The sequence below is a fragment of the bacterium (Candidatus Blackallbacteria) CG13_big_fil_rev_8_21_14_2_50_49_14 genome (assembly GCA_002783405.1).
Classification (GTDB): domain Bacteria; phylum Cyanobacteriota; class Sericytochromatia; order UBA7694; family UBA7694.
On sequence record PFGG01000021.1, the window covers coordinates 1 to 25,653 of the forward strand.

26 protein-coding genes and 1 pseudogene are annotated in these 25,653 nt (G+C 50.7%); 12 read left to right on the forward strand and 15 right to left on the reverse strand.

Annotated elements, in window-relative coordinates:
- Nucleotides 1-78: pseudogene (locus tag COW20_04635) on the reverse strand (transglycosylase).
- Nucleotides 79-227: 149 nt separating this feature from the next.
- Between COW20_04635 and COW20_04640 the strand changes: the two are divergent.
- The 5 genes from COW20_04640 (at nt 228) to COW20_04660 (ending at nt 5,119) form a co-directional block, all read left to right on the forward strand.
- Entirely contained in the window at nt 228-965 is a 738-nt protein-coding gene (locus COW20_04640) for a hypothetical protein (GenBank protein PIW49692.1), read from the forward strand.
- Nucleotides 965-2,245 carry a protein translocase subunit SecD gene (secD, locus tag COW20_04645; GenBank protein ID PIW49693.1) on the forward strand — a complete coding sequence of 427 codons (1,281 nt, stop codon included), beginning with the start codon at nt 965-967 and terminating at the stop codon, nt 2,243-2,245. Before COW20_04640 ends, secD begins: the two co-directional genes overlap by 1 nt.
- Entirely contained in the window at nt 2,205-2,708 is a 504-nt protein-coding gene (locus tag COW20_04650; protein PIW49810.1) for a hypothetical protein, read from the forward strand. Before secD ends, COW20_04650 begins: the two co-directional genes overlap by 41 nt.
- A 214-nt stretch (nt 2,709-2,922) precedes the next feature.
- Entirely contained in the window at nt 2,923-3,639 is a 717-nt protein-coding gene (locus COW20_04655) for a DNA-binding response regulator (GenBank protein PIW49694.1), read from the forward strand.
- A gap of 4 nt (nt 3,640-3,643) precedes the next feature.
- Nucleotides 3,644-5,119: a hypothetical protein gene (locus COW20_04660; GenBank protein PIW49695.1), complete on the forward strand. Its 1,476-nt coding sequence runs from the start codon at nt 3,644-3,646 to the stop codon at nt 5,117-5,119.
- Here the strand turns inward: COW20_04660 and COW20_04665 are convergent.
- Nucleotides 5,107-5,463, reverse strand: coding sequence for a hypothetical protein (locus COW20_04665; GenBank protein PIW49696.1), 357 nt, complete (start codon nt 5,461-5,463; stop codon nt 5,107-5,109). The two genes, COW20_04660 and COW20_04665, sit on opposite strands and share 13 nt — an antisense overlap.
- A 68-nt stretch (nt 5,464-5,531) precedes the next feature.
- Nucleotides 5,532-6,269: a CPBP family intramembrane metalloprotease gene (locus COW20_04670; GenBank protein PIW49697.1), complete on the reverse strand. Its 738-nt coding sequence runs from the start codon at nt 6,267-6,269 to the stop codon at nt 5,532-5,534.
- A 203-nt stretch (nt 6,270-6,472) separates the two neighbouring features.
- Here COW20_04670 and COW20_04675 point away from each other — a divergent pair, with 203 nt between their 5' ends.
- Both COW20_04675 and COW20_04680 read left to right on the forward strand, forming a co-directional pair.
- Nucleotides 6,473-8,011: a hypothetical protein gene (locus COW20_04675; GenBank protein ID PIW49698.1), complete on the forward strand. Its 1,539-nt coding sequence runs from the start codon at nt 6,473-6,475 to the stop codon at nt 8,009-8,011.
- A 5-nt stretch (nt 8,012-8,016) separates the two neighbouring features.
- Entirely contained in the window at nt 8,017-9,609 is a 1,593-nt protein-coding gene (locus COW20_04680; GenBank protein ID PIW49811.1) for a DUF1957 domain-containing protein, read from the forward strand.
- On the opposite strand, the gene COW20_04685 is transcribed toward COW20_04680, so the two are convergent.
- The 7 genes from COW20_04685 to COW20_04715 form a co-directional block, all read right to left on the reverse strand.
- On the reverse strand, nt 9,603-10,535 hold the full coding sequence (locus COW20_04685; GenBank protein ID PIW49699.1) for a cytochrome C: 933 nt from the start codon (nt 10,533-10,535) through the stop codon (nt 9,603-9,605). The genes COW20_04680 and COW20_04685 overlap by 7 nt on opposite strands.
- Before the next feature lie 82 nt (nt 10,536-10,617).
- Nucleotides 10,618-11,151, reverse strand: a complete 534-nt coding sequence (locus COW20_04690; protein PIW49700.1) for a hypothetical protein — start codon at nt 11,149-11,151, stop codon at nt 10,618-10,620.
- 303 nt (nt 11,152-11,454) lie between these two features.
- Nucleotides 11,455-12,186 carry a hypothetical protein gene (locus tag COW20_04695; GenBank protein PIW49701.1) on the reverse strand — a complete coding sequence of 244 codons (732 nt, stop codon included), beginning with the start codon at nt 12,184-12,186 and terminating at the stop codon, nt 11,455-11,457.
- The gene (locus tag COW20_04700; protein PIW49702.1) at nt 12,183-13,496 is read right to left on the reverse strand and encodes a UDP-glucose 6-dehydrogenase; all 1,314 of its coding nucleotides are present in this window, start codon (nt 13,494-13,496) and stop codon (nt 12,183-12,185) included. Before COW20_04700 ends, COW20_04695 begins: the two co-directional genes overlap by 4 nt.
- Nucleotides 13,493-14,434: an NAD-dependent dehydratase gene (locus COW20_04705; protein ID PIW49703.1), complete on the reverse strand. Its 942-nt coding sequence runs from the start codon at nt 14,432-14,434 to the stop codon at nt 13,493-13,495. The genes COW20_04700 and COW20_04705 overlap by 4 nt, the downstream gene beginning before the upstream one ends.
- Nucleotides 14,435-14,438: 4 nt before the next feature.
- Nucleotides 14,439-14,858 (reverse strand): lactoylglutathione lyase, encoded by a 420-nt coding sequence (locus tag COW20_04710; protein PIW49704.1) that lies wholly within the window; start codon nt 14,856-14,858, stop codon nt 14,439-14,441.
- Nucleotides 14,858-15,643: a hypothetical protein gene (locus COW20_04715; GenBank protein PIW49705.1), complete on the reverse strand. Its 786-nt coding sequence runs from the start codon at nt 15,641-15,643 to the stop codon at nt 14,858-14,860. Before COW20_04715 ends, COW20_04710 begins: the two co-directional genes overlap by 1 nt.
- Nucleotides 15,644-15,859: 216 nt before the next feature.
- On the opposite strand from COW20_04715, the gene COW20_04720 reads away from it, so the two are divergent.
- The 4 genes from COW20_04720 to COW20_04735 all read left to right on the forward strand — a co-directional run bounded on the left by COW20_04720 (nt 15,860) and on the right by COW20_04735 (nt 20,246).
- Nucleotides 15,860-16,408 carry a hypothetical protein gene (locus COW20_04720; GenBank protein ID PIW49706.1) on the forward strand — a complete coding sequence of 183 codons (549 nt, stop codon included), beginning with the start codon at nt 15,860-15,862 and terminating at the stop codon, nt 16,406-16,408.
- Nucleotides 16,409-16,413: 5 nt separating this feature from the next.
- Nucleotides 16,414-17,367, forward strand: coding sequence for a hypothetical protein (locus COW20_04725; protein PIW49707.1), 954 nt, complete (start codon nt 16,414-16,416; stop codon nt 17,365-17,367).
- Nucleotides 17,364-19,019, forward strand: a complete 1,656-nt coding sequence (locus tag COW20_04730) for a hypothetical protein (protein PIW49708.1) — start codon at nt 17,364-17,366, stop codon at nt 19,017-19,019. The genes COW20_04725 and COW20_04730 overlap by 4 nt, the downstream gene beginning before the upstream one ends.
- Before the next feature lie 66 nt (nt 19,020-19,085).
- Nucleotides 19,086-20,246 (forward strand): hypothetical protein, encoded by a 1,161-nt coding sequence (locus COW20_04735; protein ID PIW49709.1) that lies wholly within the window; start codon nt 19,086-19,088, stop codon nt 20,244-20,246.
- Here the strand turns inward: COW20_04735 and COW20_04740 are convergent.
- The 3 genes from COW20_04740 to clpP all read right to left on the reverse strand — a co-directional run bounded on the left by COW20_04740 (nt 20,224) and on the right by clpP (nt 24,163).
- On the reverse strand, nt 20,224-22,743 hold the full coding sequence (locus COW20_04740; protein PIW49710.1) for a hypothetical protein: 2,520 nt from the start codon (nt 22,741-22,743) through the stop codon (nt 20,224-20,226). The genes COW20_04735 and COW20_04740 overlap by 23 nt on opposite strands.
- 117 nt (nt 22,744-22,860) lie before the next feature.
- Nucleotides 22,861-23,601 carry a nucleotidyltransferase domain-containing protein gene (locus COW20_04745; GenBank protein ID PIW49711.1) on the reverse strand — a complete coding sequence of 247 codons (741 nt, stop codon included), beginning with the start codon at nt 23,599-23,601 and terminating at the stop codon, nt 22,861-22,863.
- A complete protein-coding gene (gene clpP / locus COW20_04750; protein ID PIW49812.1) occupies nt 23,576-24,163 on the reverse strand; it encodes an ATP-dependent Clp endopeptidase, proteolytic subunit ClpP in 588 nt (195 codons plus the stop codon). The genes COW20_04745 and clpP overlap by 26 nt, the downstream gene beginning before the upstream one ends.
- A gap of 142 nt (nt 24,164-24,305) precedes the next feature.
- On the opposite strand from clpP, the gene COW20_04755 reads away from it, so the two are divergent.
- The gene (locus tag COW20_04755; protein PIW49712.1) at nt 24,306-24,623 is read left to right on the forward strand and encodes a transcriptional regulator; all 318 of its coding nucleotides are present in this window, start codon (nt 24,306-24,308) and stop codon (nt 24,621-24,623) included.
- Nucleotides 24,624-24,639: 16 nt separating this feature from the next.
- Here the strand turns inward: COW20_04755 and COW20_04760 are convergent, their stop codons facing one another.
- Nucleotides 24,640-25,461 (reverse strand): hypothetical protein, encoded by an 822-nt coding sequence (locus tag COW20_04760; protein PIW49713.1) that lies wholly within the window; start codon nt 25,459-25,461, stop codon nt 24,640-24,642.
- Nucleotides 25,462-25,653 carry a hypothetical protein gene (locus COW20_04765; GenBank protein PIW49714.1) on the reverse strand — a complete coding sequence of 64 codons (192 nt, stop codon included), beginning with the start codon at nt 25,651-25,653 and terminating at the stop codon, nt 25,462-25,464.

Sequence of the window (25,653 nt, forward strand, 5' to 3'; positions counted from 1 at the left end):
AGGCTGAGCTTGTTGCTGAGGCTGAGCTTGTTGCTGAGGCTGAGCTTGTTGCTGAGGCTGAGCTTGTTGCTGAGGCTGAGCTTGTTGCTGAGGCTGAGCTTATTGCTGAGACTGAGCTTGTTGCTGAGACTGAGCTTGTTGCTGAGGCTGAGCTTGCCCCTGAGGCTGAGCTTGTTGCTGAGGCTGAGCTTGTTGCTGAGGCTGATGCTGAAAGCATTGCTGCTTCTTTGTTCGCTGAGCCTGCCCCTGAAGCTATTTTTGCTGAATCTTCAGATCCTGCTGACGCCTTATTTTCTAAGACGACAACAGAGAGTGATTCAGTGGCTTTGCCTGTTGCGCCGGTTTCCGAAACGGTTCAAGAGTCTGTTGAAGCACAGGATTTACGAGCCCGGATGGTGATACGTCTGCAACGAGAACAAGTGCTTTTGTTTTCGCACCGCAGCCGCGTGATGCCTGCTTTGGAGGCTGCTTACCAGCAGCTCAGCCAGTCTTTTGCGCCCTTGCTTTGGGAAAAATATCAAAAAGCACAGGAGCGGGCAGAATACAAGGCGCAGGAGTCAGAATGGCTTTTAAAACTTGCAAATCGACTTTTGCATGAGCCTTTGGCTCCGTCTCACCGTGTTTTATTGAATTTACAGCGCTCAAATGATAAATGGAGCGAGATTTCTCATTTGCAGACGGGGCTTGAAACCTGTCTTGAGAAATTGGTTAAAGAAAAAGACAGAGCTCAACAGGACTGCGAGCAATTGCAGGCCATGTTGGGATTGCCCGAATGGGCTGAATATCGGGAAACCTCTGAGTTTCAAAAAGCTGAGCGGATGTTGGCGGCTGCTATTTCTCAATTGCAGACCGATCGTCCACTGGATTTAAAACCCGTTCTGAATGAATTGGCTTGGGTGGCCCGAGTAATGAATAGCTGGAAGAATACTTCCAATCCTGAAGAAGAATCAATGGTAGCTTTATAATGGCAAATCGTGACAAATTCATGCTTCTTTTCCTGATTATCCTGATTGGCGTGGCCTCTTGGATTATTGCCACAAAACCCATCAAACAGGGTTTGGATATTCAGGGCGGCATTCATCTGGTGGTTGAAGCCAAGGATGTCAAAGAAAAAATTGTAGACAATAAGGTGGTTGAATCTGCCGTCAAAGTCAATCCTGAAGTGATGTTGGCGGCAATTGCCGTTGTGCGCCAGCGTGTCGATGGATTGGGGGTTGCTGAACCCATGATTCAGCTCAAAGGGGAGCGTCAGATCATTGTTGAGCTCCCAGGTATTAAAGATCCGCAGGATGCGGTCAAGTTGATTGGTGAAACCGCAAAATTGGATTTCCGTCGCCAAGACCCCAAAGACCCCAGCAAATGGGTGGAGACAGGGGTTTACGGCAAGATGCTCAAAGATGCCCGTGCCAATCTGCGTGGGGCCAGTGACTGGATCATTGAATTTGAATTCAATAAAGAAGGCGCGCAAAAGTTTGGCGATCTGACCACCGAACTGGTAGGACAACCGCTGGGTATTTTTCTGGACAATAAATTGGTTTCGTCTCCACGCGTCAACAGTCCCATCACCGGAGGCTCGGGTCTGATCGAAGGGGGCTTTACCGCCGAAGACGCCAAGAAGCTCGCGATTCAGCTCAAGGCGGGTCAATTGCCTGTTCCTCTCGAAATGGTTGAAAACCGTACCGTGGGGCCCACCCTTGGGCAAGAAGCTGTTGAAAAGAGCTTCTTTGCGGGCATGGCCGGACTTTTCGTCGTGGTCATTTTTATGATTTGGTTTTACCGAATTCCGGGTGCCGTTGCTGATATTGCCTTGGTTTTCTACTCTCTTTTGAACTTGGCAATCTTTAAACTGATTCCTGTTACTTTGACGGTTCCAGGGATTGCGGGTTTTATTCTCAGTATTGGGATGGCGGTGGATGCCAATATTCTGATCTTTGAGCGTACGAAAGAAGAGTTGCGCATGGGGAAATCGATTTTCAATGCGGTTGAGTCGGGTTTCCAACGTGCTTTTTCTTCGATTTTTGACTCCAATACCACGACCTTGATCAGTTGTGCTGTTTTGTATTATTTCGGTACGGGTTTGATTCGTGGTTTTGCCGTTACCTTGGCGATTGGGGTGATTATCAGTATGTTTACTGCGATTACGGTTTCCCGCACCCTGATGCGGATTGTGGTTCGCTTCAAAAAAATGAGAAATCCGTTGCTTTATGGGGTTAAGCCCATGCGTAAGCAGCAGACTGGAGCCTGATGGGATGCTCCCCCTATTTGCCTCGCCTGAGCAGCGTGTTCGCGCCCGGATTGCGCAATGTTTGCACGAAATGGTGGATATTGATACAGTCCTGATGGAAGACGATAATTACCGTTTAATCCGGGGCTCGGCGGTGCTTTACCTGAGCATTGCGCCTTGGGGGGCTCGGGAAGTGTTGGTTCGCTGCACTTCCTATGTGGTAGTGGGAGCAACGATTGATGCTGAACTCATGGCTTTTTTACTGGAATCCAATTCCCGTGTTACTTTTGGTGCCTTTTCGGTGGATGAGGATCAGGATATTCTGTTTGAATATGCCCTGATTGCAACCCATGCCAATAAGTATGAGCTGAAAGAGGCGATTAAGGCAGTGGCCAAAGCGGTTGATGATTATGATAATAAAATTATCAACCGCTGGGGTGGCGAAACCAGCTATAAGGTGCTCTTTGGTGTAGATGCCGATTGAATCCTGCCTCTTTTAAAATTTACACTCAATCTCTTGATATCCAGGATCAGAGGCGTTATACTTCCAGTATTAATACTCTTTTAATAAATTTAATTAATATTTTGTAATATTGTAGTTTGGGTTTGAGTTGTTTCCTATGGGCCCTGAAAGATTTGGGCGATCTCTTAAAACAACTGCAATATTAAGAGAATATAGATACAAGGATATTTATTCTTTGAAAAGCGCAAAAGTTTTGGTGATAGATGATGAGCCTTCAATAACCAGCAGTATTAAGTACGGTCTGGAAAAAGAAGGTTATGTGGTTGTTACTGCAGACAATGGCACAGATGGCTGTGAATTGGCCCGTACTGAAAAACCAGATATCGTCGTATTGGATGTTATGCTCCCAGGCTTGGACGGATATGAGGTTTGCCGTATGATTCGTTCTGAATTGCCTGTGCCGATTATTATGCTGACTGCCAAAGGCGAGGAAATCGACAAAGTCGTAGGCTTGGAAGTCGGAGCTGACGAATATGTTACCAAACCCTTCAGCTTGCGCGAACTCCAAGCGCGGATCAAAGCTTTGCTGAGATTGGTTGCCCGTCATAAAAACACCAAAATGGTAGAACCCGATCGGATTGAAGTGGGAGAATTGGTGATTGATTTAAAACGCCATGAAGTCTTTTTAGATACCAAAAAAATCAATCTGACCCTGAAAGAATTTGAACTTTTGAAACTTTTGGCGCTGAATGCCAATAAAGTACTTTCCCGTGAATATCTGATTGAACAGGTTTGGGGTTATGATTTTACGGGAGAAGGTCGTACCGTGGACGTACATATCCATTGGTTGCGTGAAAAAATTGAAAAAGATCCGGAAAATCCGGTTCGTATTCAGACGGTGAGAGGCGTAGGCTATCGCTTTGAACGCCGTATCGGAAAACACGCAGACTAACCTTATGTCTGATTCTTCAGCCCAACTCACTGAATCCTCACCTTTTCTGCGCTTAAGTCTGTCCATTTTTTGGCAGGTTTTTGTGGCTTTGCTGCTTTTGATTACAGGCAGTCTTATCTTAGGAAGCCGTTTTCCTCATTTTGCCCCTTTTTGGAATATCTTGATGGGTTTGGTGGTGATCGGTCTGCTTTTTCAGGGCTTACAACGCCAAAGGCTGGTTTTAGAAAGTGTGGCTGATTCTCTGCGGGCTTTGGCACATGCCGATAACTTTCAGTTGCCTGCTGTTTTAGCGCGTTCAGAATTTTCGACTTTAAAAGAAGATCTTGAAAGTATTTCTGACTCTTTGCTTACACCTCAGCGGGCTTCTGCGAACACGGCCATGGTGCCTGTCGATTTAGAAAAAAATGAGCTCGAATCAATTATCCATTGTATGAACGATGGTCTGATTATTTATGACCGTGATCTGAATGTGATTCTCTTGAATCCAGCCTTGGCTGAGATGTTGATTCCCAGCAATCCTGCCGCAACCGGACGCTTGATTCAGAATCCAGATGATAAGCTTTTATTTGAGCGCACCGTAGACCCTGCGACCATGAAAAAGATTCACAAGGCCATGACAGAAGAACCTCTTTTGCCACGCTGTGATTTGATCGAACTCAAAAATCCTGTTCAGTTTTTGAAACGGTATTCTTCTCCCCTGTATAACCGTTTTCATGAGCAGATTGGTCATGTGATTATTTATCACGATATTACCAAAGAAGTGCAGTCTGAAAAGGTGCGTTCTGAGTTTATTACCAATGCCTCGCATGAGTTAAGAACGCCTGTTGCCTCCATGAAACTTTTGCTTGAGTCATTGATGGTGGGAGCCAAAGATGATCCCAAGGTGCGTGATGAGTTTTTAAATAATCTCTTGCGGGAAGCGGATCGGATGCATGTTTTGGTCAATGATCTGCTTGACCTTTCTCGTTTGGAAGGCGCCCATGAAAAATTAAGGGTGACCGATATTGATCTGCGCAAAGTCGTACACGACGCAATTCAGACCGTAACCCCCCTGGCCCAGAAAAAAGGCATTGTACTGCGCGAAAATCTTGAAGAGGATTTGCATACCATTCTGGCCGACCAATTGCGTTTGTCGCAGGTCTTGGTGAATCTTGTCAATAATGCTGTGAAGTTTACTCCCAATGGAGGTGAAATTCGCGTCATTGCCCGCCGCTTGAATGAAAAGAACGTGGAATTTAAGGTGCAGGATACAGGTATTGGGATTCCTGAAGAAGATATTCCCTATATCTTTGACCGTTTTTATCGGGTCGAACAGAATCGCCAGCGGCGTCATAATTCAGGTGGTACAGGCCTGGGGCTCACGATCACGAAACAGGTGGTTGAAATGCATGGGGGCAAAATCCATTGCAGCAGCAGTTCCAAGGGCACGACCTTTACCTTCACCATTCCGCAGAAACAAGTGGCTGTTCAACAGGTATAGTCTAACTGGAAGCCTGTTTGTGCTAGAAAGCGCACAATCGAATGACGCGTAAAGGTACGATAGCGCAGCTCCTCTTTCAAACACGTGCTCAAACGCTGCCACAGTGGGCGATCTCCGCTGACTTCTAAAACAAGGACCTCAGCCTGCTGAAAAACACGAAGCCTTTCGCTTGGGGCTTTTTCAGCCTGAAATACAATTTGAATCGTGATGGTTTTTTGATGGCCGTCTTCGCCCCAGAGGCTTTGCTGTTCACGGGCCTCTCCCTGATTGATCAGCAGGCGGGCCAGACGTGGAAAGGCGCCTTTTTCACCGGCGGGATAGAGAACCAAGTTTTGGAGGGCCATGCTGTTTACCTCAACTGCGCTTTCAGACTGTATCGGTATAAAAACAGAGGGGCTTAAATCGTGAAGGTTTAGCCGTGAAGCTTCTGCAGACTGGAGGCCAAATCCATCGTGATGGCCACGCCCCAATGCAGAAGCGCGCCCCCCCAAATCGAGCGGTTTTTCCAGGAAAGATAGCCCAGTGCCAAGCCTGCAAAAATGGCACCGATGGCTTCGCCCGCCGGTTTAGAAAAATGTACCATGCAATAGGGTACTGCACTGATCAGAATGGCATAGGGGCCCAGGCGTTGGGCCGGACCAAAAAGCAAAAAGCCGCGAAAAAAGAACTCAACGGCGATAAAATGCATGCCATAGGCCAGTTCCCAGAGCAGGAAACCGCCAATACTGGCCGAAGCATAGGAGAAGAAAGGGTAGTACGACTTAAAGTGGGGATTGAAGGATGCCAGAACAATCACGGGAACCATGACACTTAAAAGAATCAGATAAGGCCAGCCATGTTTGTGAAGGCCATTCCAAGCCAAACCATAGTCTCGCAGTTTTTCGCGGAAAACGAATTTGATCAAAAAGGCCGGCAGAATCAGATAAAAGAGCACAATCAAACCGCACCAACTCAGAGACTGGGGAATTTGTTCGGGAATGCGGCTGCCCAACCAGCGCAAAGAGGCCAAATAAAACTGTCCTGTTAAAAGCAATGCGGCAACGATATAGATTAAAAAGGGTTTGCGCTCCACTTGCCCTCGCAAAAATTGAAAATCTTCACGGTAGGAAGTTTCGGGGGTAATCGGTGAAAGTGGGTGAGGGGCTGACATGGGCTTCTCCAAATGGTATGCATTGCTGGTTCAGTATAGCATTCTCCCCCTCAGGCTTTTGAGCGCCAGGCAGAACCCAATCTGAGGTAAAGAAAATGTTTGAGCAAGATTAACAATAGTTTATCTTAGATGGGAACCTAGAGACTCTTCGTTGCGTCCCTCTTTTTTTGGGTACAATGATGTAGCACGCAGGAGAGAATATTATGAAGAAAAATGAAAATTCCCCATCTGATCCTTTGAAGAAGATGGGAAGAAAGAAACTGCGCCATTTAGCGCGCAAACACAAAATTAAAAACCCCCATTTGAAATCTCCTGCTGCGCTCCGGCGTGCGATTCGTCGCGCAGAAGCGCGGGAACAAGGCGTTGAAATCAAGCAAAAACCTTCATCTAAAACCCAGGCTGAACTGGCAGATGAGCGTCGGCAAGCCGAGTTAAAGGCCTATCAGGAGCACCGCTTCCGCTATCTGTATGCGCCTTCGCGTTTTGCGCATACCGGAACCCATGAAGAATATTTGCTTGAAAAAGACGAAGAACTGAATCTACCCGATTTTTACACTGAAAATGAAATTAAAATTCTGCCTGTTGATCCTTGGCAATACTATCTTTACTGGGATTTTGATACGGCGACTCTGGAAAAGGTCAAGCAGTATCTGGCTTGGGAAGAGACTTTTGTACTGCGTTCCTATGATGTGACCAGTATTGCCTTTGATGGTTCTAATGCGCATTCCAGTTGGGATGCCATTTGTCATCCCTTGATTCGGGAGTGGTATATCAACAGCCCGGTACACGATCGCCATGTCTGTGTGGAACTGGGCGTGATGCTGGAGGATGGGTTTGTGCCGCTCTTGCGCTCGAATACCGTCTATATCGCGCCCGCTGGAGTGTCTCCGATTCGCAGGGATCTTTTTGCCAAGTTTATCCCTCAACCGTCAGCACCGGCTGTGATTGCTGTGCCGCCCGTCCGTCCCCAAATTGCGGCCCGCCCCATGGCTCCCCAAATGGCTGAAGCTTTTTTCCAACCCTTTACCCCCACACCTGTGCTCTTGCATCCCCGTCCTGAGCCCAAACGCATGCTTGACTTTGCAACGGCTCCCCGTTTTATTCCCGAGAATTTGATGCCTCCGTCTGAGCCTGCACGGCCTGTTCCCGCTCCGGTTCAGCCTGTTCAGGCCCCTGTGACCTGGCCTGTTTCCGAACCGAGTACGCCTGCCGCTGAGCCTGTTTTGGTGCCTGAAACCGTTTGGCAGAGTCGTGAAGCCCGTTGGTCTGAAGCTGAGGATGCCGAGGCCGCACGTGCGGCTGGGCGTGAAAGTATCCGCCAGTCGTTGGGGGTTCCTGAAGGGACTGAAATTCGCTGGTTCAGCGAGTTGCCAGCGGAGCTTTCGCCGATTATTTTTGAACAATGGATTACCGACCCTTACGACCAGGCGATGTTTGTCTCTTATTCGATTTGGCCCTGGGAAATGACCGAATATCTGCCCTTGGGAGCCAGTGACTGGACGCTGCGGAAATTCTTAGGCGCAAGCCTCTTCAGTTGGTTTACACCGGGCGGCAGTGAGCGCATGCTGCGCTGGCAGCAATTCCCTGGCGCGAGTGAGGGCAGCCGGTGGCTGCGTCCGGTGGGTGCCAGTGAGCGTTCCTGGTCGGGTTCTCTGCAGCCGCCTGCGGCCCGTGAGGGCAGTGCTTGGCATGCCTGGCCCCAACGCCCCCTCAATTACAGTGGCAGGGGGTTGTTTGCATGAGCATTCTGGGCTACCACGCCATGGTGCTGCACGCGCACCTTCCCTATGTGCGGCATCCTGAATACGATTATTTTCTTGAAGAACATTGGCTCTATGAAGCGATTACTGAAACCTATGTGCCGCTTTTGGTCATGTATGAGAACCTGGTCAATGAGGGCATTGATTTTCGTCTGACCATGACCATGACGCCCTCGTTGCTGGCGATGTTGGCAGATCCTCTGCTGCAGCAACGCTATCTGGTCTATATTGGGCGTTTGGTGGAACTTGCTGAAAAAGAAGTCTTCCGCACCCAGGGAGATCCGCATTTTGAGCCTTTGGCCCGTTATTATGAACAACGTTTCAAAGCCACTCTGCATCTCTTTCAAAACACCTATAAATGCAATCTGGTGGAAGGTTTTAAACGCTTTCAGGATTTAGGCAATCTTGAAATTGTGACCTGTACTGCCACGCATGGCTTTTTACCCTTGTTTCAAATGTATCCTGAGGCCGTTCAGGCCCAGGTGCAGGTAGCTGCTCAGAGTTATAAAAGCCATTTTGGCAGGGGGCCACGTGGGATTTGGCTGGCAGAATGTGGTTATTACCCAGGTGCTGATCGCTTTGTGAAACAGGCGGGTATTGATTTCTTTTTTACCGATACCCATGGGATTGTCAATGCCACGCCCCGCCCCCGGTTTGGTGCCTATGCTCCGATCTTCTGTCCTGACAGTGGTACTGCGGTTTTCTGCCGTGACCGTGAGTCTTCAGAGCAGGTCTGGAGCTCTGAACAGGGCTATCCAGGGGATTATTATTACCGTGAATACTACCGCGATATTGGTTATGACCTGGATTTTGACTATATCAAAGACTATGTGCAGCCCGACGGCACGCGTAAAAATACAGGCATCAAGTATTACCGCGTCACAGGCAAAACCGATAAAAAACAGCCTTATGACGTGGCCATGGCCCGTCAAAGAGCCGACTCTCATGCGGGGCACTTTGTCGGCTGCCGGGCTGAACAGATTACCAAACTGGCCCATCTCTTCGAAGGGCACCGTCCCTTGGTACTTTCACCCTATGATGCTGAACTCTATGGGCACTGGTGGTTTGAAGGCCCCGAATTTCTCAACCGCGTGATTCGCAAAGCCTATTACAACCAGAATGTCTATAAAATGACAACGCCCTATGAATATCTGCTCGAAAATCCCAGCCAGCAGATTGCTCAGCCTTCGGCCTCAAGTTGGGGAGCCAATGGCTATAACAGCTTCTGGCTGAATCCTACCAATGATAAAATCTACCGCCATTTGCACAAGGCCACTGAACGCATGATCGAGATGGCCTATCGTTATCAGGCGCCCCACCCTTTACAGGAGCGCGCTTTGAACCAGGCTGCACGTGAATTGTTGCTGGCCCAAAGCTCGGATTGGCCTTTTATTATGAAGACCGGCACGATGGTGGAATATGCGGTGAAGCGGGTGAAAACCCATTTACATCGCTTCAACGAACTCTATCAGGCCATTCATTCTGAAGCGATCAATGCGGCCTGGCTGACCAAGGTTGAATACCTCGATAATATCTTCCCTGAAGTCGATTACCGGGTTTACCAACTGAAGTCTTATTGAGTAAGGGTCTGTAAATAGGCCCAAAGCGCTTTGATTTCGGTTTCCGTGTATTTGGCTGTCAGTGCCACAGGCATGGGGGCCTGAAGTTTTTGTCCCTGTGGGTTGAGACCCTCTTTCATGGCTTTGGTGAAGTCAACTTCTTTCCAACTGCCCAGACCCGTCTGAGTCAGATCTTTGGCTGGGGGCCAATCGGGAGGCCCTCCCGGAATCGGCCCCCCTTTCAAATCGGCGTGGTGACAGCCAATACAGGCTGTTTCAGCCAGATATTTTCCAAATTCAGCATTGGCCGCTTCTATGGGTTTCTTGTGAAAGGGAGCCTGATGGTTGATGACCTCTGCGGGCAGCAGGGGCGCTTTGCCTGTGGCCAAAAGCATAGAGGCGACAGGGCCCAGTTTCTGAGCCTGGTTGGCTTTCTCGACGGCTTTGATGCTGCGCAGATAGGCGACAACACTGGCCAGATCAGATTCACTTAGATACTGATAATCATGGGAGGGCATTAAAACCAGAGCTTGATTTTGTTTGCCAATGCCATGATGAATCGCTCTGGCAATTTCTCCATCGCTCCAGTCTTTCAGGGCTGCTGGGGTAATATTACTTGCATAAATTCGTCCCATGGCAGGGTTGTCCATGACCGCTTTTCCTGCTAAATCGGCCCCATGGCAATCTACACAGCCATTGCGAACCTGTACAATCCGTTCGCCCAAGGCCAAATCGATTTGGGCCTGTTTTGAAAAGGCAATCGGCTCAATCGGATAAGCTTTGCTGAGACGGCCTTGGGTATTCAATGAAATCCAGCCAGCGCCTGCGGCAATGGCGATCACGGGGATGGAAAAAACAAGCGCAGTCCATTTGAGAATTTTATTCACAGGTTTAACCTCATCCTTGCAGGGTGGAGATATTTTAACCCATTTAACAAAAAAAAGCACGTACTCTTAAAGTGACGAAAAAATGAAAAACTGGAGTGAACAGTGAGTTTCACTCCAGTTTGAAATCAGAAAGAGCAGAGATTTAATGTTTTACGGCAAAATTAGAACCGATGGCTCCACCAATGGCACCCGTTACGCCAAAGGCCAAAGCTGCGACTTTCATGGCGGCTCCAGGATTCATGCCTGATTTGCTAAGCGCAAGGCCGGTCAACGCTGCGCCAGCCAAAGCTGCCGCTCCCCCGCCATAAAGTGCGCCTTTGAGTTTGCTATCAGTGGTGCTTGCAGCCACTGCGCCGCCGACCAAACCACCCACTGCACCTGCTGCTGCAATGCCGAGGCCTGCCATTGCAGCACCAATGCCGCCCGTGCCAGAGCCTGCATGTTTAATCATATAAATGCCAACGGGAACTGTCGGCAGAGCAACTGCCAGTGCACCAGCGCCTGCGCCTTTGAGACCTGCTTTGATATTGCTGGTATTGATTGAAATATTGATGCTGTCTTTGCTTGCTTCAGGAGCTGCCTGAACGGGCGCTTGGGCAGGTGTTTCTGTTTTGGGGGCTTGGGGAGCTGCTTGGGGCAGAAGGGTTTGGTTGGGGTTGATGGTGGTAATGCTCATTTGAAGAATCCTCTTTACGCTTTTTGATGATTTTGCAGTATTTACTGCTGATGATTAGATTATGGGTTGAAGGGGGAGCTTTCTTGTCTATTTTTTTGAACTTTAAATAAGACTTAGTCTTGTCTTATAGTTTATTTAGACTTGAAAGTAGATTTCTATTTAATTATTTTAGTTTTTGTGCTTTTTTGAGCAAAGAGGACTCATTTTGCCTGAATTAAACCTCTAGAATTCTGGCTGAGCTTTGTGGTTTGAGAGGGGCGGTTCAGAGATTGGGCTTAATTTTTCGCTTATTTGAGGGCTGTGTCAATCTGGATTTTCAAGCTGGATGGGAAATTGTCTGCGCTGCAGCAGCGCTTGATTTTGCTTTTCCAAATAGGTTTTTGCTTGGGCTGCTTGCTCAGCGCTTTGGTTTTGTTCAGCGAATTTTTTTTCCTGTTTGAGTTGAGAAATGCTTGATTCTACCACCTGGCGCAAGGTGATACTGAGAAGCCAAATATTGGATGGGGAATCTGGGCCAGAAGGCGTATAGGAACTCATATAGGCATAGCGTTTACCCAGAAAAAAATCTTTGCGGGTAGGAAATTTCAGGCGTTTGGGGTTTGGCCCGGAAAGTTTGCCATCATATAATTTCGAGCCTGAATAAATCAGGCGGGATTTTTGAAAGTCAGTCGCGATTTCTTCACCGTACATCAAGCTCAGCAGCCGAAGTGTGGTGGGGTTTTCGCGATCAAAAAGATTGAGGCTGTCGGGTGCTTGGGGCGGGACGTGCAGATAGATATTTTCGCCCATGACCAAGCCCTGGGCGTTGAACCAGGTTTCGAAAATGATCATGCGGCCCGCGCTCAGCGGTCGACCGACGCCCCATACCCCAGGTCGCTCAGGATCGGGATAGGGGCTTTGTTCAAGTAAAAAGGTGTGCTTTGTGAGCCATTGACGTACCGTCTGCTGGTTTTGGCCGGGTAAAGCCTGAGCCGGTATGCAAAATAAATTCAAGAGAGCGAAACTGCAGAGCAGCAGTTCTTGCAGCCTTTTCATGGGGCTTGAACAGGGGCTCGCCCAATACTGTCGTAATAAAAACCTTGGGCCTGAAGTTTGCCAGGATCAAAGATATTTCGGCCATCAATGATAATCGCCTGTTTCATCAAGGTTTTTAACTGGGGCAGATTGAGATAGCGGAATTCAGGCCATTCGGTGATAAACAGGGCGGCATCGGCCCCTTCGCAGGCCTGATAGGCGTCTGCTGCATAATGGATCTGAGCCCCTAAGCGCTCTTTGACATGGGGCATGGCCACTGGATCATAGGCTCGAATCTGCGCGCCTTGGGCCAGCAAGGCTTCTATAATATACAGCGAAGGCGCTTCGCGAATATCATCGGTATGGGGTTTAAACGAGAGTCCCATCAGGGCAATTTCTTTGCCGTTCAGATTGCCAAGGGCGTTTTTGACTTTTTCAATAAAATGCTGGCGTTGCCGCAGGTTGATCTCCTGAACGGCTTTGAGCAGTGAAAAATCGTAACCATGCTCTTCGACGATATGAATAAAACCAGAAAGGTCTTTGGGGAAGCAGCTGCCGCCAAAACCAATCCCTGCACGCAAAAACTGTGAACCAATCCGTTTGTCCAAACCCATGCCGCGCGTGACCTTGCTGATATCCGCGCCTGTGCGCTCGCAGATCGTCGCCAAGGCGTTGGTAAAGGAAATCTTCATGGCCAGAAAGGCGTTGCTGGCATGTTTGATCAATTCTGCGCTGTTAATATCCGTGATCAACATGGGGGCATTCAAGGGGGCGTAGAGTTGAACCAGAAGGGAGGCGGCTCGTTCGCTGTTGACACCCAGCACCACCCGATCCGGTTGCATAAAATCCTGAAGGGCACTGCCTTCGGCCAGAAATTCAGGGTTGGAAGCCAAATCAAATTCAAGCGAGCGCTGAACAAGGTGTTTGCGTGCCAAGGCTTCCATCGATTCTGCTGTGCGGACTGGAACCGTGCTTTTTTCGACGATCAGTTTATAGCTTTGCATATTGCCGGCGATTTCTTTGATCACGCGTTCCATGACCGAAAGATCGACACTGCCATCGGGGAGAGAGGGAGTGCCCACGCAGATAAAGAGAATATCTGCAAAATGCACACCATCGGCAATTTCTGAACTGAATTTTAAACGCCCTTCGGCAACATTGGCCTGCAGCAGCTCTTCCAAACCCGGTTCGTAAATGGGCACCTGACCTGCCTGCAGGGCTTGAATTTTGGCGAGATGATTGTCAATACAGAGTACCTCATGGCCCAACTCTGCCAGACAGGTGCCCGTGACCAGCCCCACGTAGCCTGAACCAATGATTGCAATTTTCATGTGAATCTTTTCCGAAAATCTTCAAGGCTTAATTCCAGGCCTTCACGTAGACCCACTTCAGGCTGCCAGCCAATTCGGCTTTGAATTTTGCTAATATCGGGTCTGCGGCGTTCGGGATCATCCTGGCGGGGAGAGGAAACCGTTTTTAAACGAATCGGAAGGCCTGCAATCTCACAGATCGTGGTGGCCAAGGTTTCGATCGTGAACTCTTGGGGGTTGCCCAGATTAAAAATTTCAGCTTCGGTGTCTGGGGATTCCATCAGGCCCTGCAAACCCCTTGCCAGATCTTCGACATAGCAAAAACTCCGTGTCTGTTGCCCTCCGCCATGCAAGACCAGGGCCTCTCCTTTGAGGGCTTGGTACAGGAATTCGGGGACGACCCGCCCATCATTGGCCATGCCTGGGCCATAGGTATTAAAGACCCGTGCAATGGTATAGGCCACGCCGTGTTGGTGTGCGTAATTGACAATCAAAGCTTCTCCGAAGCGTTTGCTTTCATCATAGCAACTGCGTGCGCCTACGGGATTGACGTGACCCCAATAGTTTTCAGTCTGGGGGTGAACGGCAGGATTGCCATAGACTTCAGAGGTCGAGGTATAGAGGAGTTTTGCCCCTTTTGCGCGGGTCAAATCGAGCAGGTTCCAGGTGCCCTGGGAATTGACCTGCATGATTTCAAGTGGAAGGGTCTCGAAATCCACAGGGCTGGCGGGGGAAGCCAAATGGTAAATTTGCGAGAAATCTTCGGCAGATTGAAGCGGCAGGCAGATATCGTGCTCAATAAACGTAAAGGCCGGGTGTTTCGAGAGCCTGGCGATATTTTCACGTGAACCCGTGCTCAGATTGTCAAGCCCCCAAACCGCGTGGCCGGCCTGGAGCAAGCGCTGGCAGAGGGTAGAACCGATTAAGCCTGCGGCACCTGCCACCAATACCTTTGCCACGTGTTTACCACTCGCCGGTATTGGGCATTGAAAGCCAAGGCTCTGCCGGAGGCCGGGGATTGCCGGCCTGGAGCAGTTCGACAGAATGTCCGTCTGGCGATTTAATAAAGGCCATATACCCATCGCGGGGAGGGCGGTGAATCGTGACCCCTTGCGCTTCTAAGCGTGCACAGGTGGCATAGATATCGTCTACCTGAAAGGCCACATGGCCGAAAAACCGGCCAAGCGAATAGGGCTCTGTCTGATCCCAGTTCCAGGTCAGTTCGATCACGGGCTGATCTGGTGCGGGGCCTAAAAAGACCAGACTGAAGCGCCCTTTTTCATAGTCGCTGCGGCGAATTTCCTGGAGCCCCAGCTTATTCACGAAAAAATCAAGCGCCTGCTCCAGGTCGCGGACCCGGAGCATGGTGTGCAGATATTTCATCAGATCAACCCAGGGAACTCTTGATTGAACATGACTTCCAGGCGCTCTGGCAGATCGAGGTTCTCACGCAAATATTTGACAAAACCTGCAGCAATTTCACCATATTGTGTTTCGGGCATTTCAGTATGAAAATTAATCGCCAGATAGGGCTGCATATTGCGCTGCTCGTCAAAAAGCGCAACCATTTCATAGTGCTTGATGCCCGGATTGGCGCTCAGAAAACCTTGAACCGTGTTTGTAAAACCGGGCACATCTGACATATCAGCCAGACGAATCATAATGCTTTCGCCCTCTTCATAGGGCACATTGTGGGCGTAGCCTTCAAAGGGAACGGGAACGCCTTCAAACAGGCTTTTCAGCTCCATAATATTCAGTTCAATGGCGTTGTCTTGATAGGCATTGACCAGGGCGCCAATGACCTGTTCATTGTTGAGAATCAGCTGCATGGTATAGTAAAGGGCATTGCGGGCCGGCAGGGGGCAAACCTCTGCTTTGCCACTGTCTGCAAGCCACCCCTGTTCAGCTTGGGCTTTGCGTGCAAATTCAGCCCGGGTAAAGAGGGCGACATAAACGCCACCTTCGGGGTGTTGCAGCATATGGCTGCTGACGGCTGCTTCGGGGGCAGGAGCCGTTTCATGATCGGGAAGCCCCAATGAGCGTGCCAGAGAGAAGTAAAAGCCGCCTTCTGGAAGCAGATTGACCAAACCCTCCACGTCTTTTTTCAGGCCACGTTTGGCCACTGTCAGGGCGTCGGTCAGATCCTGGAAGGGGGTTTGAACTGTCATTGAAAAATCTCCTGTCTGGTTAAAAGCTCTGCTTAAGTCGGCTTTGGATTGCGGACTCTCAACAGTCTTCAGTATACCAGAGCGGCTCTGTGGGCAAGATTTTTAAGGCAGGGCAGAATAGATTTTCACTGAAATCGCAAGGGGTGCTCTGGCAAGCTTTTGCGATCAAGTTCTATACTTGTAATTGAGACAACTCATTTTCTCAGGAGTTTCGCTTTGCCTTTTTTAAAACCTACCAGTCAGATTACCTGGATCAATCCTCAGGAGAGTCCAAAGCCCTCTAAGGCTTCGACCGCTGAGTCGCATGAACAGATTTTGAAAAAGGCAGATACCTTTATTCAGGGCTCGGTGGCCACCACACAGAGAATTGAAGAAGCACTGGCCAATAATTCAGTTGAAACCATGCTGCAGCCGGTGACTTCTCAAACGCTCTTATTAACAGGCACCACCCGCCTATTTTGTGCAGGCCACAGTCAGCTTGAAGCCTTGGTCAAAGGTGAAAAAACACTGTCTGAGGCAACCGGGGCGTTTAGTAGTGAAGCGGTCACGAGTCTTTTGGCAGGTTGTGCGCTGACCTTGGGAAAAGAAACTTCTACTTTGGTACTGGGGCGTTTGGGGCTGCCCGAATCTGCCGTGATGAGCATTGGTCTGTTTGCAGGCCTGACCTCCGATCAGGCGACCCAATGGATCTTTGAGCGCCAGGGCGCCAAACAGCAGATAGAAACTTCAGTTACAGGTTTTGCTCGGAATATTTTGGGGCATTAAATTCAGTGGGTCCTTTTTTACCCACAGATTTGGTCTTTCCTGTTTGGGGAGATCTTCACACTTCGCTTCTGCTCAACTTCACGCTGCCTTCGTTGCTGGCGCCAGGCAATCTTCCCTTTTGGTCGGCTCAGACCCCTACCCGTTTAATTTTTTGGACTGTTTCAGAAGAGGCGGCTGTAATAGCCTCTGTTATCAATCAGTGGGAATGGCCTGTCAACTGTTCATTTTTATTTCGCCCTTTGCCAGCAGATCCCCTGGATAAACCGCTGGAAGTTCGTCATTATTACCGTTCCAGTCTGGCTTACCAGGCGGCGATTGCCGAGGCGCGAGAAGCTGGCCATGCCGTGATGCCTTTAACGCCCGACCTGATACTTTCGTCTGAGGCCTTGCATGGCTTGGCGGGCCTGCTTGAAGCTGAGCTGAGCGCTGTCTTTGCGCTCGGGTTGCGTTTGCATTATGAAACGGTCAGACCTCAGTTGCTTAAAAAAAAAGCAGGAAACCAACTGGTTTTAAGCGGATCTGAGTTGGTTCAGCTTCTGATTCAGCATATGCATGCCTATAACCGTGACTGTTTCTGGGATGCCGAGCAGTTTGCTCTTCAACCTGCTATGAGCGCAGACTGGTTGCCAGAGGGGGGATTTTGCGTGCAGGCCTTTCATTTGCATCCCCTTTATTTGCATCGTCCTTTGCCCTATCGTCTCAGTGAGCTTGAAAGTTATTTTCCAACTCTGGATGGATTGTATCTTCAGCAGTATGCGCGTTTTTCGACCGAAGGGCTTGAGATTGTTCAGGATCGTTCTGCGCTGGTGGTTTCTTTTGGCTTTGATGGGCATCCTGTTTATGAGGCGCAAAGGGCAAGCTCACTTGAACGTCAACGCTTGATTCACGCTTTTTCGCAGCATTATTGTGAACCCATCCACCGCTGGTTTTATGAGCATGCTCTGTATTTTCAACCATGAGAGGGGCTGCCTATTTTGAAAAAGCCTTGGATTTTTTTCAGCAGGGAGCCCTGGCACAGGCCAAGCAAACCTGCCGCTTGGGATTGGCTCAGGCACCCGCAAATTTTGAGGGCTGGCGGCTTTTGGCCCTGATTTATCAGCGGGGCGGGCAGTCTGAAGCTGCACTGACAGCTTTGCACCAGGCTTTGAGACTTGCGCCTGAAGCCGCTGTTCTGTATTGCGATTTGGGTCATTTTAGGGCGGAAAGCAAGGCGCCGGATCTAGCCCGCAGTGCGTATCGAAAGGCTTTGGTTTGCGATCCTGACTATTGGCTGGCCTGGTTGGGCTTGGGGCAGCTTGAGGCTGAATGGGGAACGGTGCAGGCTGCTTGGGGGGCCTGGTGGGAGGTCTTGCAGCGTGAACCTTTTCAGTATGAGGCGCTTTTGGGAATCTTGGAAATTTTGCGCAGACAAAAAAACTGGCAAGCAGCCGAGCAGATCGTTCAAAAAGCCTTGTCTGCTTCCTGTTTTAGCAAAGCACAGAGAGCCCGCCTGCTGACGCAGCAAGGGGTTCTCTGGCAGGATCAGGGGCTTTTTCAAGCCGCTTTAGGCGCCTTTGCGCAGGCGCGTGTGCTTCTACCTGAATTGGCAGATGCCTGCTTTGGTCAGGGAAGTGTTTTTCAGGAGCAGGGTGAACGAGAATTGGCCCGTGCCGCCTATCTTGAATGTCTGAAACTTCAGCCTTTGCACGCTGAAGCGCAGTTAAATCTGGGCTTGCTTGATCTTTCTGAGAGTAAATGGGAAAGCGGTTTTCAGCGTTTAGGCTGGCGAAAATTCACCCAGGGCTACCGGGGTGAAATTCTCCAACCCACTTGGCAGGGGGAAAGCTTGCGTGGCAAAACGCTTTTGGTTCAGGGAGAGTTGGGGCAGGGAGATATGCTGCTTTTTGCAAGATTTTTACGCCCCGCCCTTCACCTGGCGAAAAAGGTGTATTTTCGGGGTTCTGAGACTTTGCTTCCCTTGCTGGAAACGATGCCGGGTTTGGAAACGGTTTCCTTAGAGGCACCTCTGCCGGTCTATGACAAGGCCTGTCTTCTGCTTGATTTACCTGCTTTGCTGGGGTTGCGCCCTCTGGATTGCCCCCCTCCCTATCTGCAGGTCGAACCCCTGAACAGGGCTCCTTTGGAGGTGCCTTTTCGCGCGCGCGTGGGGTTTTGTTGGCATGGTCAACTGCCTGAACGGCAACCCTTGCCCACGGCACAGCGCATGGCGGCGCGTAAACAGATTCCCTTGGCGGCTTTCATACCCGTATTTCAGGCTTTGCCGGAACTGGCATTTTTCAGTCTGCAATGGCCAGAAGAACCTGAGCTTGCGCTTTACCCTGGGCTTTTTTCTCTGGCTGGAAGCTTTGAGAACTGGTTGGATACGGCACGTGCAATGGCCGCATTGGATCTGGTGATCAGTGCCGATACCGCCATTGCCCATTTGGCAGGGGCACTTGGGAAACCCGTTTTTTTACTTCTGCCTGAGCCAGCCTATTGGCTTTGGCCCGAACGGGGAAGTGATTTTGACTGGTATCCCCGGCTGCGGATTTTCAGGCAAAGTCTGGCGGGAGATTGGTCTGATCCGATGGCAGAACTGAGCATGGCTTTGCGTGAAGGGTTTGGTTTCTAAGCAAGCTGGCCCTGATCCTTGGGTATAATACTTCTAGCTCCTGACACAGAGGTTTATGGATTCTCAATGAAGATTTTTTCATCTTCTTCCCAGATTGTACAAATTGAACCGATTGACTTGCCGGGTCAGCTGATCAAAACACCTGCGTTGAATCAGGAGGCACAATTCACCGCAAGCCCTTCTGAGGCTTTGAAGGAAGTCAGCCCAGGGATTGCCCCCCAGGAAAAATTGGCTCTTTCAGAAGCTGGCAGCTCTGAAAAAGGGGAAGCCAGCCCCAATCTGCCCTTGGTTGAGAATCCAGTCAAGCCCAATTCTGGTAAAAACCCCCTTCAAGCCATGGTTCAGGGCGAAAAACCTGTGGTCAAGGCCACCACTGAAATAGTCGGGAATATCGTCAATCAGGTTGTGACAGGCGGTGCTGCGGAGCCTGTTCAGGTACCCGCAGAGGCCGCCGCTGCTGTGGATGCTTCCTTGGATACTCCTGCTCCCCAGGCTGTTCCCCCTGCCCCGAAACCCGTTCAAGTAGCCCCCGCAGAGCAGACGAAAAAGAAAGCGGCTGAAATGCCTGCAAAACCCGTAGAAGCGAAGACCTCTCCAGATGCAAAAGCTCCTGACGAGGGAAAACCCTCTGAAGAAGCAAAGAACACAGTACCCGAACAGCCTGCTGCTCCGGTGCATGAAGAGGTTCTAACACAGAGCGACGCGATCGTAAAAGGAACCCTGCTGACCTTGCAGGCCATCAAAAACAAAAGTCTTGCTGAACCTGAGCCTGTGCCTGTTGCCCCTCAGCCTCTCTTGAAGGGGATGGCGGTTTCTACGATTGTGCCGATGATATCTTCTGGCAAAGACAATCTTCAGGCCGTGATTTCGGGAGAAAAAACCGTGACCCAGGCTGTCGGTGCAGTCACCAGTGATGCGCTGGGAGCTGTGGTGATGAGCACTGCTTCAAATCTGGGGCAAAAACTTGCATCTTCAGCGGCAACGGCTATGGGCGCACCCGCAGGTACGGCCGAGGCGGCTGGAATGGTTGCCGCTTTTGCTTCTTCACGTTTGAGTACCCTCGCACTGGAAGGATCAGGAGCCAAAATTGTGGTGATGGATCAAACCACCAATTGGCTTGAAAAAAATATTATCGGTGGGCAACCCGCTGAAGCCACAAACATAGAGAACCCCACTCCTGAGCCTGCTGACCTTGCTCCAGAACTTAAGCCGGTAGCGACGGAATAAGGGGTTCCTCAAGGGTGCGTTCCTGGCAGAATTCGATACTGACTTCACGGTTGCGTGTATTTTGGGCTTGCAGGCAGCGCGCCTGCAAGGGGCCGATTTGATCCTGATCCAGCGTTCGCAAAGCCCCTGAAAAATTAAAACGTACTCCTGCGAAGATTTTTTCCAGTGCCAGAATCCGGCACTGCAGCGGTTGCTGGGAAAGCTTAATCTGTTCACGTAAAAACTGGACTTCGTCGGTGAGGGTATTGCCCTCCACCATCAGGGCCGTGCGTTCAGCTTCGAGTTCTTTCTGGCGCTCTACCTGATCGCGGGCCTGGGTGCGGATATAAATCAAAGCTTTGATATTTTCTTCGAGTTTGCGTTTATTCAGTTTCAGCTCTTCATCCAGATCACTCAAGCGGGTTTCGACGATGGGATCCACGCCAATATAAAGGGTGGTGGTGGTACTGGAGGGCGAACCCAGGATGCGGGCCTTGATTAAATGCGCCGAGCTGATTTGCCCCCCGTTGATCTGACCTTTGCCATCATTGATGCCGACCAAAACGGGCCCCATACTGCGTACCTGGCTGTGGAGCAGGCCTTCACAGACCCACAAACTGCCCTGGCATTCTACCTGGGCCTGTTGAATAAAATGGGCCCGAATTGTGCCTTTGGCCTTGAGCTGGGTCTTCTGGTTGCCAAAAACAGAGCCCAGAATCTGGATATTTCCGCCCGCTTCAAGCACTGCATCTTCAACGGAGCCCTGCACCAGAATATCGCCCCCGGCTTCGACCCGATAACCGCTGTGTACATTTCCCCTGACTACCACAGAGCCATCGAAGCAGATATTGCCACTTTTGACCCCGACTTCATCTAGGTGGATCAGATTTTCAACCCGCACGCTCTGAGCACCCCGGATCGGTTTTCCTGCTTGGGTTGCTACCAGCAGATGTGGGTTTTCGGGGTGAAGAGCTGTGCCCTTGCCTTCGAGCAGACGTTTTTCAAGCCCTTTGCGGGGCTGGAGCGCTTTTCCGCAGATATCTTTACCGGCTTGGCCTTCAGTGGGAGGATGGTGAAGCATCAGGGGAGTTCCCTCTGGAACTGAAACGAGCAGATTCAATTCTCTGAAATCTACCGAACCGTCTTCTGATTCTGCAGGGCCCTGATCAATGTCTGGGATCAGGTATTCCAGCCAGGCATCTTGGCCATGGCAAACAGGTTCTCCCTGGGCTATTTTTTCGCGTTCAAGAAAGCCCTGTTGGGCGGCTTTTTCAATCGGCTCCTGAAGCAGGCCAGAGACAATGCCTGTGCGCTCTAAAAATGAATGAATGGCTTCATGAGTGGCGGTTTCGATGGCATAGAGAGGATCCAGACTCAGCCAGGCTTCGCTCCAATCGGGTTGAACTTCGAGGCTCAGGCCATGGGGCCGGTCACTGAAGAACAAGGGTTTGCGTCCGTTTTCAGAAGCGAGTCCTTCGGCCTGTAGAACGGTTTCCATTTTGCCCATAAACGGATTGGTTTGGGGGCTGAGATCGGCGAGTGCGCCGCCGATTCGGGTTTCAGAGGTCAAGCGGTTTCTGACCTGGCCGGTAGGGCGCTTGAGATAGACGCTGGCATCGGGGCGGGGTAGACCAGGGGCCAAGCCCGCACTTTCACCACTTTCAATTTTTTGCAGCAATTGACGTAAATCGTTGGCCACGTCTGTCATTTGCTGGTAGCGTTCTCCCCGTCGTTTGTGCAGCATGCGCAGGATCAGGGTATTGAGCTCAGGTCTGAGCTTGGGGTTGTGGCTGAGCGGAGGGGTGGGCTCTTGAGAGAGAATATTCATGATGGTTTTGCCCATGCTTTCGCCTTCAAAGGGCAGCTGGCCGGTATAAATCTCGTAAAAGACCACGCCCAGAGAAAAGATGTCTGCGCGGTGATCGACCATGGCTGAATCCTGAAGCTGCTCGGGCGACATATACGAGAGGGTGCCCAGCATGGTGCCCGCCTGGGTCTGGAGCATGAAGTGTTCGCTGGTATTCATGCGGGCAATGCCAAAATCCATGATTTTGATCTGGTGCTGGGGAGTAATCAAAATATTATCGGGTTTGATATCGCGGTGTACGACTCCTGCCTGGTGTGCATAGGCCAAGGCCTCACAGCTCTGTATCAAAAGATCGAGTAGGGTGGTTTCGCTGAAAGCTTCTCCATGGGCGAGAATATCTTTCAGGGTTTGGCCATTGAGCAGTTCCATGACCAGATAATGCCGATCGGCTTCAGCCCCCGCTTCAATCACACTGACAATGCCAGGATGTTTGAGCAGGCCGCCGGTATGGGCCTCTCGGCGAAAACGATCGATCATTTCCTGAGCATTTTGATCGGAAGCGTTCAGTTGCAGTTCTTTGATGGCTACTTCTGTCTTCCGGGCAGGATCCTCGGCCTTATAGACCACCCCCATGCCACCTCGGCCGATTTCTTCTTTCAGCCCGTATTTACCCAAAACAGTTCGGGTTTGTGTCATCATTGGCTTTCCCATGAATTTTCAACATCTGCTTGTATCCCGTTACGCAACGGGCAGGCAGGTGAATACCCTGCCAGATTTGACTCTACTATACACGGTCAAACCTGAAATTAAGCAGAATTTTATGAAAATTTAGAGTTTGCGGCTATCAAAACCTGAAAAAAGCGGGCCACCGGCAGCTTCTAGCAGGGTGGTACAAAAATCAATTAGAGGGCTTTTCTGGTTGTGACAATAGAAGTTTTCCAAGGCTGTTTGCAAGAGAATGGCCTGATCTGGTGCGGCTTTGTGCAGGGCACGCCAGAGCCATTTGCCTTGGCCACTCCAGGCAGATTGTTGGGCCAGGTAAAAATCTGCTGCATGTTGCGCCAAAAGCGGGGCAATCTGTAGGTTTTCTTCACGATTTTCGCAACCGCGAAAGTCGTCGAGTAGATCTGTCAGATAGTAGCGTGCACGGGTCTCTTCTGAGGGGCTCAGTGGGGGTGGGCCTTTTTCAAGCAGTTCAAAGGCCCTTTGTTTGATCGTTTCGGCTTGATCATCCTTTTGGCTCAGAATCAGCCCCTCAAAACACATCTGTACCAAAGACGGCCTTCGCCTTTGAATATCGCTGGTGAAATAGTCCTCCAGGGAGCTGGGGGTATGCACAAAGAACTCAACCGGCCAAACCCCTACCATTTCAGAACAGCGATAGGGAGCATCGGGTTCTGAATGGGTAACGATGACGATATCCAAATCGGAGGTGGCTGTGCCCTCTCCCCGAACAATGCTGCCCGCAAGAAAGGCCGCCAGACAATCTGGATACCGGGTCTGAATCAGACGGCTGGCGGTGATTTGCGGATTGCTCACGGCTTTAAGCGCGGGGAGGACGTTCGACAACTTTGTCGATCAGGCCATATTCCAAGGCTTCTTCGGGTGACATGAAGAAATCGCGCTCCACATCGGCTTCGATTTTTTCAAGCGGTTGATCGGTATGAAACGCCATCAGACCGTTAAGACGGTTGCGCAGGCGTACAATTTCAGCGGCTTGGATTTCAATATCCGTGGCCTGTCCACCGGCTCCCCCGTGGGGTTGATGAATCATGATGCGGGCATTGGGCAAGGACATGCGTTTGCCTTTTTCACCCCCCGCCAGCAGAAAGGCGCCCATGCTGGAAGCCTGGCCAATACAGATCGTGGAAACCGGGCTTTTAATATGCTGCATGGTATCGTAAATGGCGAAACCTGCGGTGATAATCCCACCTGGTGAGTTGATATACAGGGCAATATCCTTTTCATTGTCTTCGGCATCGAGAAAGAGCAGCTGGGCGATGATCACATTGGCCAGGGGCTCGTCAATTTCGTCTCCAAGCAGGATAATCCGTGATTTGAGCAGACGTGAGAAAATATCATAGCCGCGCTCACCCTGGGCGGTGTTTTCAAAAACATAGGGCACAATCACGCGGTCGTTGCGTTCGGGGATCAGGCGATTGAGTTCGTTCATGGTCTAAAAAGCCTTTGTTGAGGATTTCACTCATGATACCACTGTCCTGGGGGGGGTGGCAGCTTGCTATACTGGGAATATCTTCTACAGGAGGCCTGATATGCAGGTTCAACACGACTTAGAATCCAGATTGAGCGAGGCCCTGGCCCCCCTGCACCTGGAAGTACTCAATGAAAGCCACAAACACAGTGGCCCAGCTGGCGATTCTCATTTCAAGGTGATTGCCGTATCGGATCACTTTGAAGGGCAAAACCGGGTGGCCCGCCATCGCCAGATCAACGCCCTTTTGGCAGATTTGATTGGCCAGCCGATTCACGCGCTTTCACTGCAATTGTTTACCCCTTCAGAATGGGCGGCCCGTGCCGAAGTGGCTTTGCCCTCTCCTCCCTGCCGGGGCGGATCGAAGCACGCGCATTGAAGGGCTTTGCCAGGGCCTAAGGTTTGTTTGTGATGCCCTTGGGCAGGTAATGGGTTTTTAAAACGTTTTCCAAGCCTGAAAGCGCGGAGGGGGCCTCAAGCAAGGGGGCTTGCGCCTGTGCCAATTCCCCCACCCGCGCCCGGTTGCGCGCCTTTTGCAAAGGAGCCGGTGGGCCGGGTGCATGCAGCAGATGCTCGGCCCAGGCATCCAGGCTGAAGCCCAGTCGGAACCCTGCTTTGACCAGGCGGTTGCCCAGATCCACGTCCTCCCAGCCAGGCCCTTGAAAACCCGTATCAAAACCGCCCACCGCTTCAAACAGGCTGCGGGGCAGTGCACAATTGCCACTCCAGGCGAAGAGCTGGGGGGTTTCTTCCCATTTGGGCAGCACTTGAAAGCTGTTTTGGTGATAGATAAAACGCAAATCCTGAGCAAAGACCTTTTTTTCAGGAAAAAAATAAGAAGGGGCGATCCACGGGGTTTGATGCCCCACATAGCCAAAAAAAGGCAGTTGGGGGTGGGCTTGAAAATGGGCGGCATAGGCTTCCAGGCCCTGGGGCTGCAGCAGAATATCGCCATCGAGAAAAATCAGAAAATCCCCTCTGGCCCGACGGGCTCCCTGGTTACGGGAGCGGGCCACACAGAAATCACGGGGACGGCTGTGGTAGCACAGGGGCAGACGGGAGCTGAAGCGTTCTGCGCAGGCTTGAGAATCGCTCTGACCATCTTCTTCCACCCAAATTTCATGGGCAGGCAGGCTTTGGCGCGTCAGCATTTCCAGGCAATAGCCCAGATTTTCAGCCCGACCGGGTGAGGTGCAGATGATGATGCTCAGGCGCATTCAGCCAATGACCTGAACGCGCCCCACTTCTCCATTGGTGAGTCTGACCTTGATGCCATGGGGGTGTGTGCCTGATTTGGTGAGAATATCCTGCACAATGCCCTCGGTCAGTTTGCCGGTACGCTGGTCTTTTTTGAGCACGATTTGAACCTTTAAACCAGCTCGGATATCCTGGCGGTTTTTGCCGTTCAT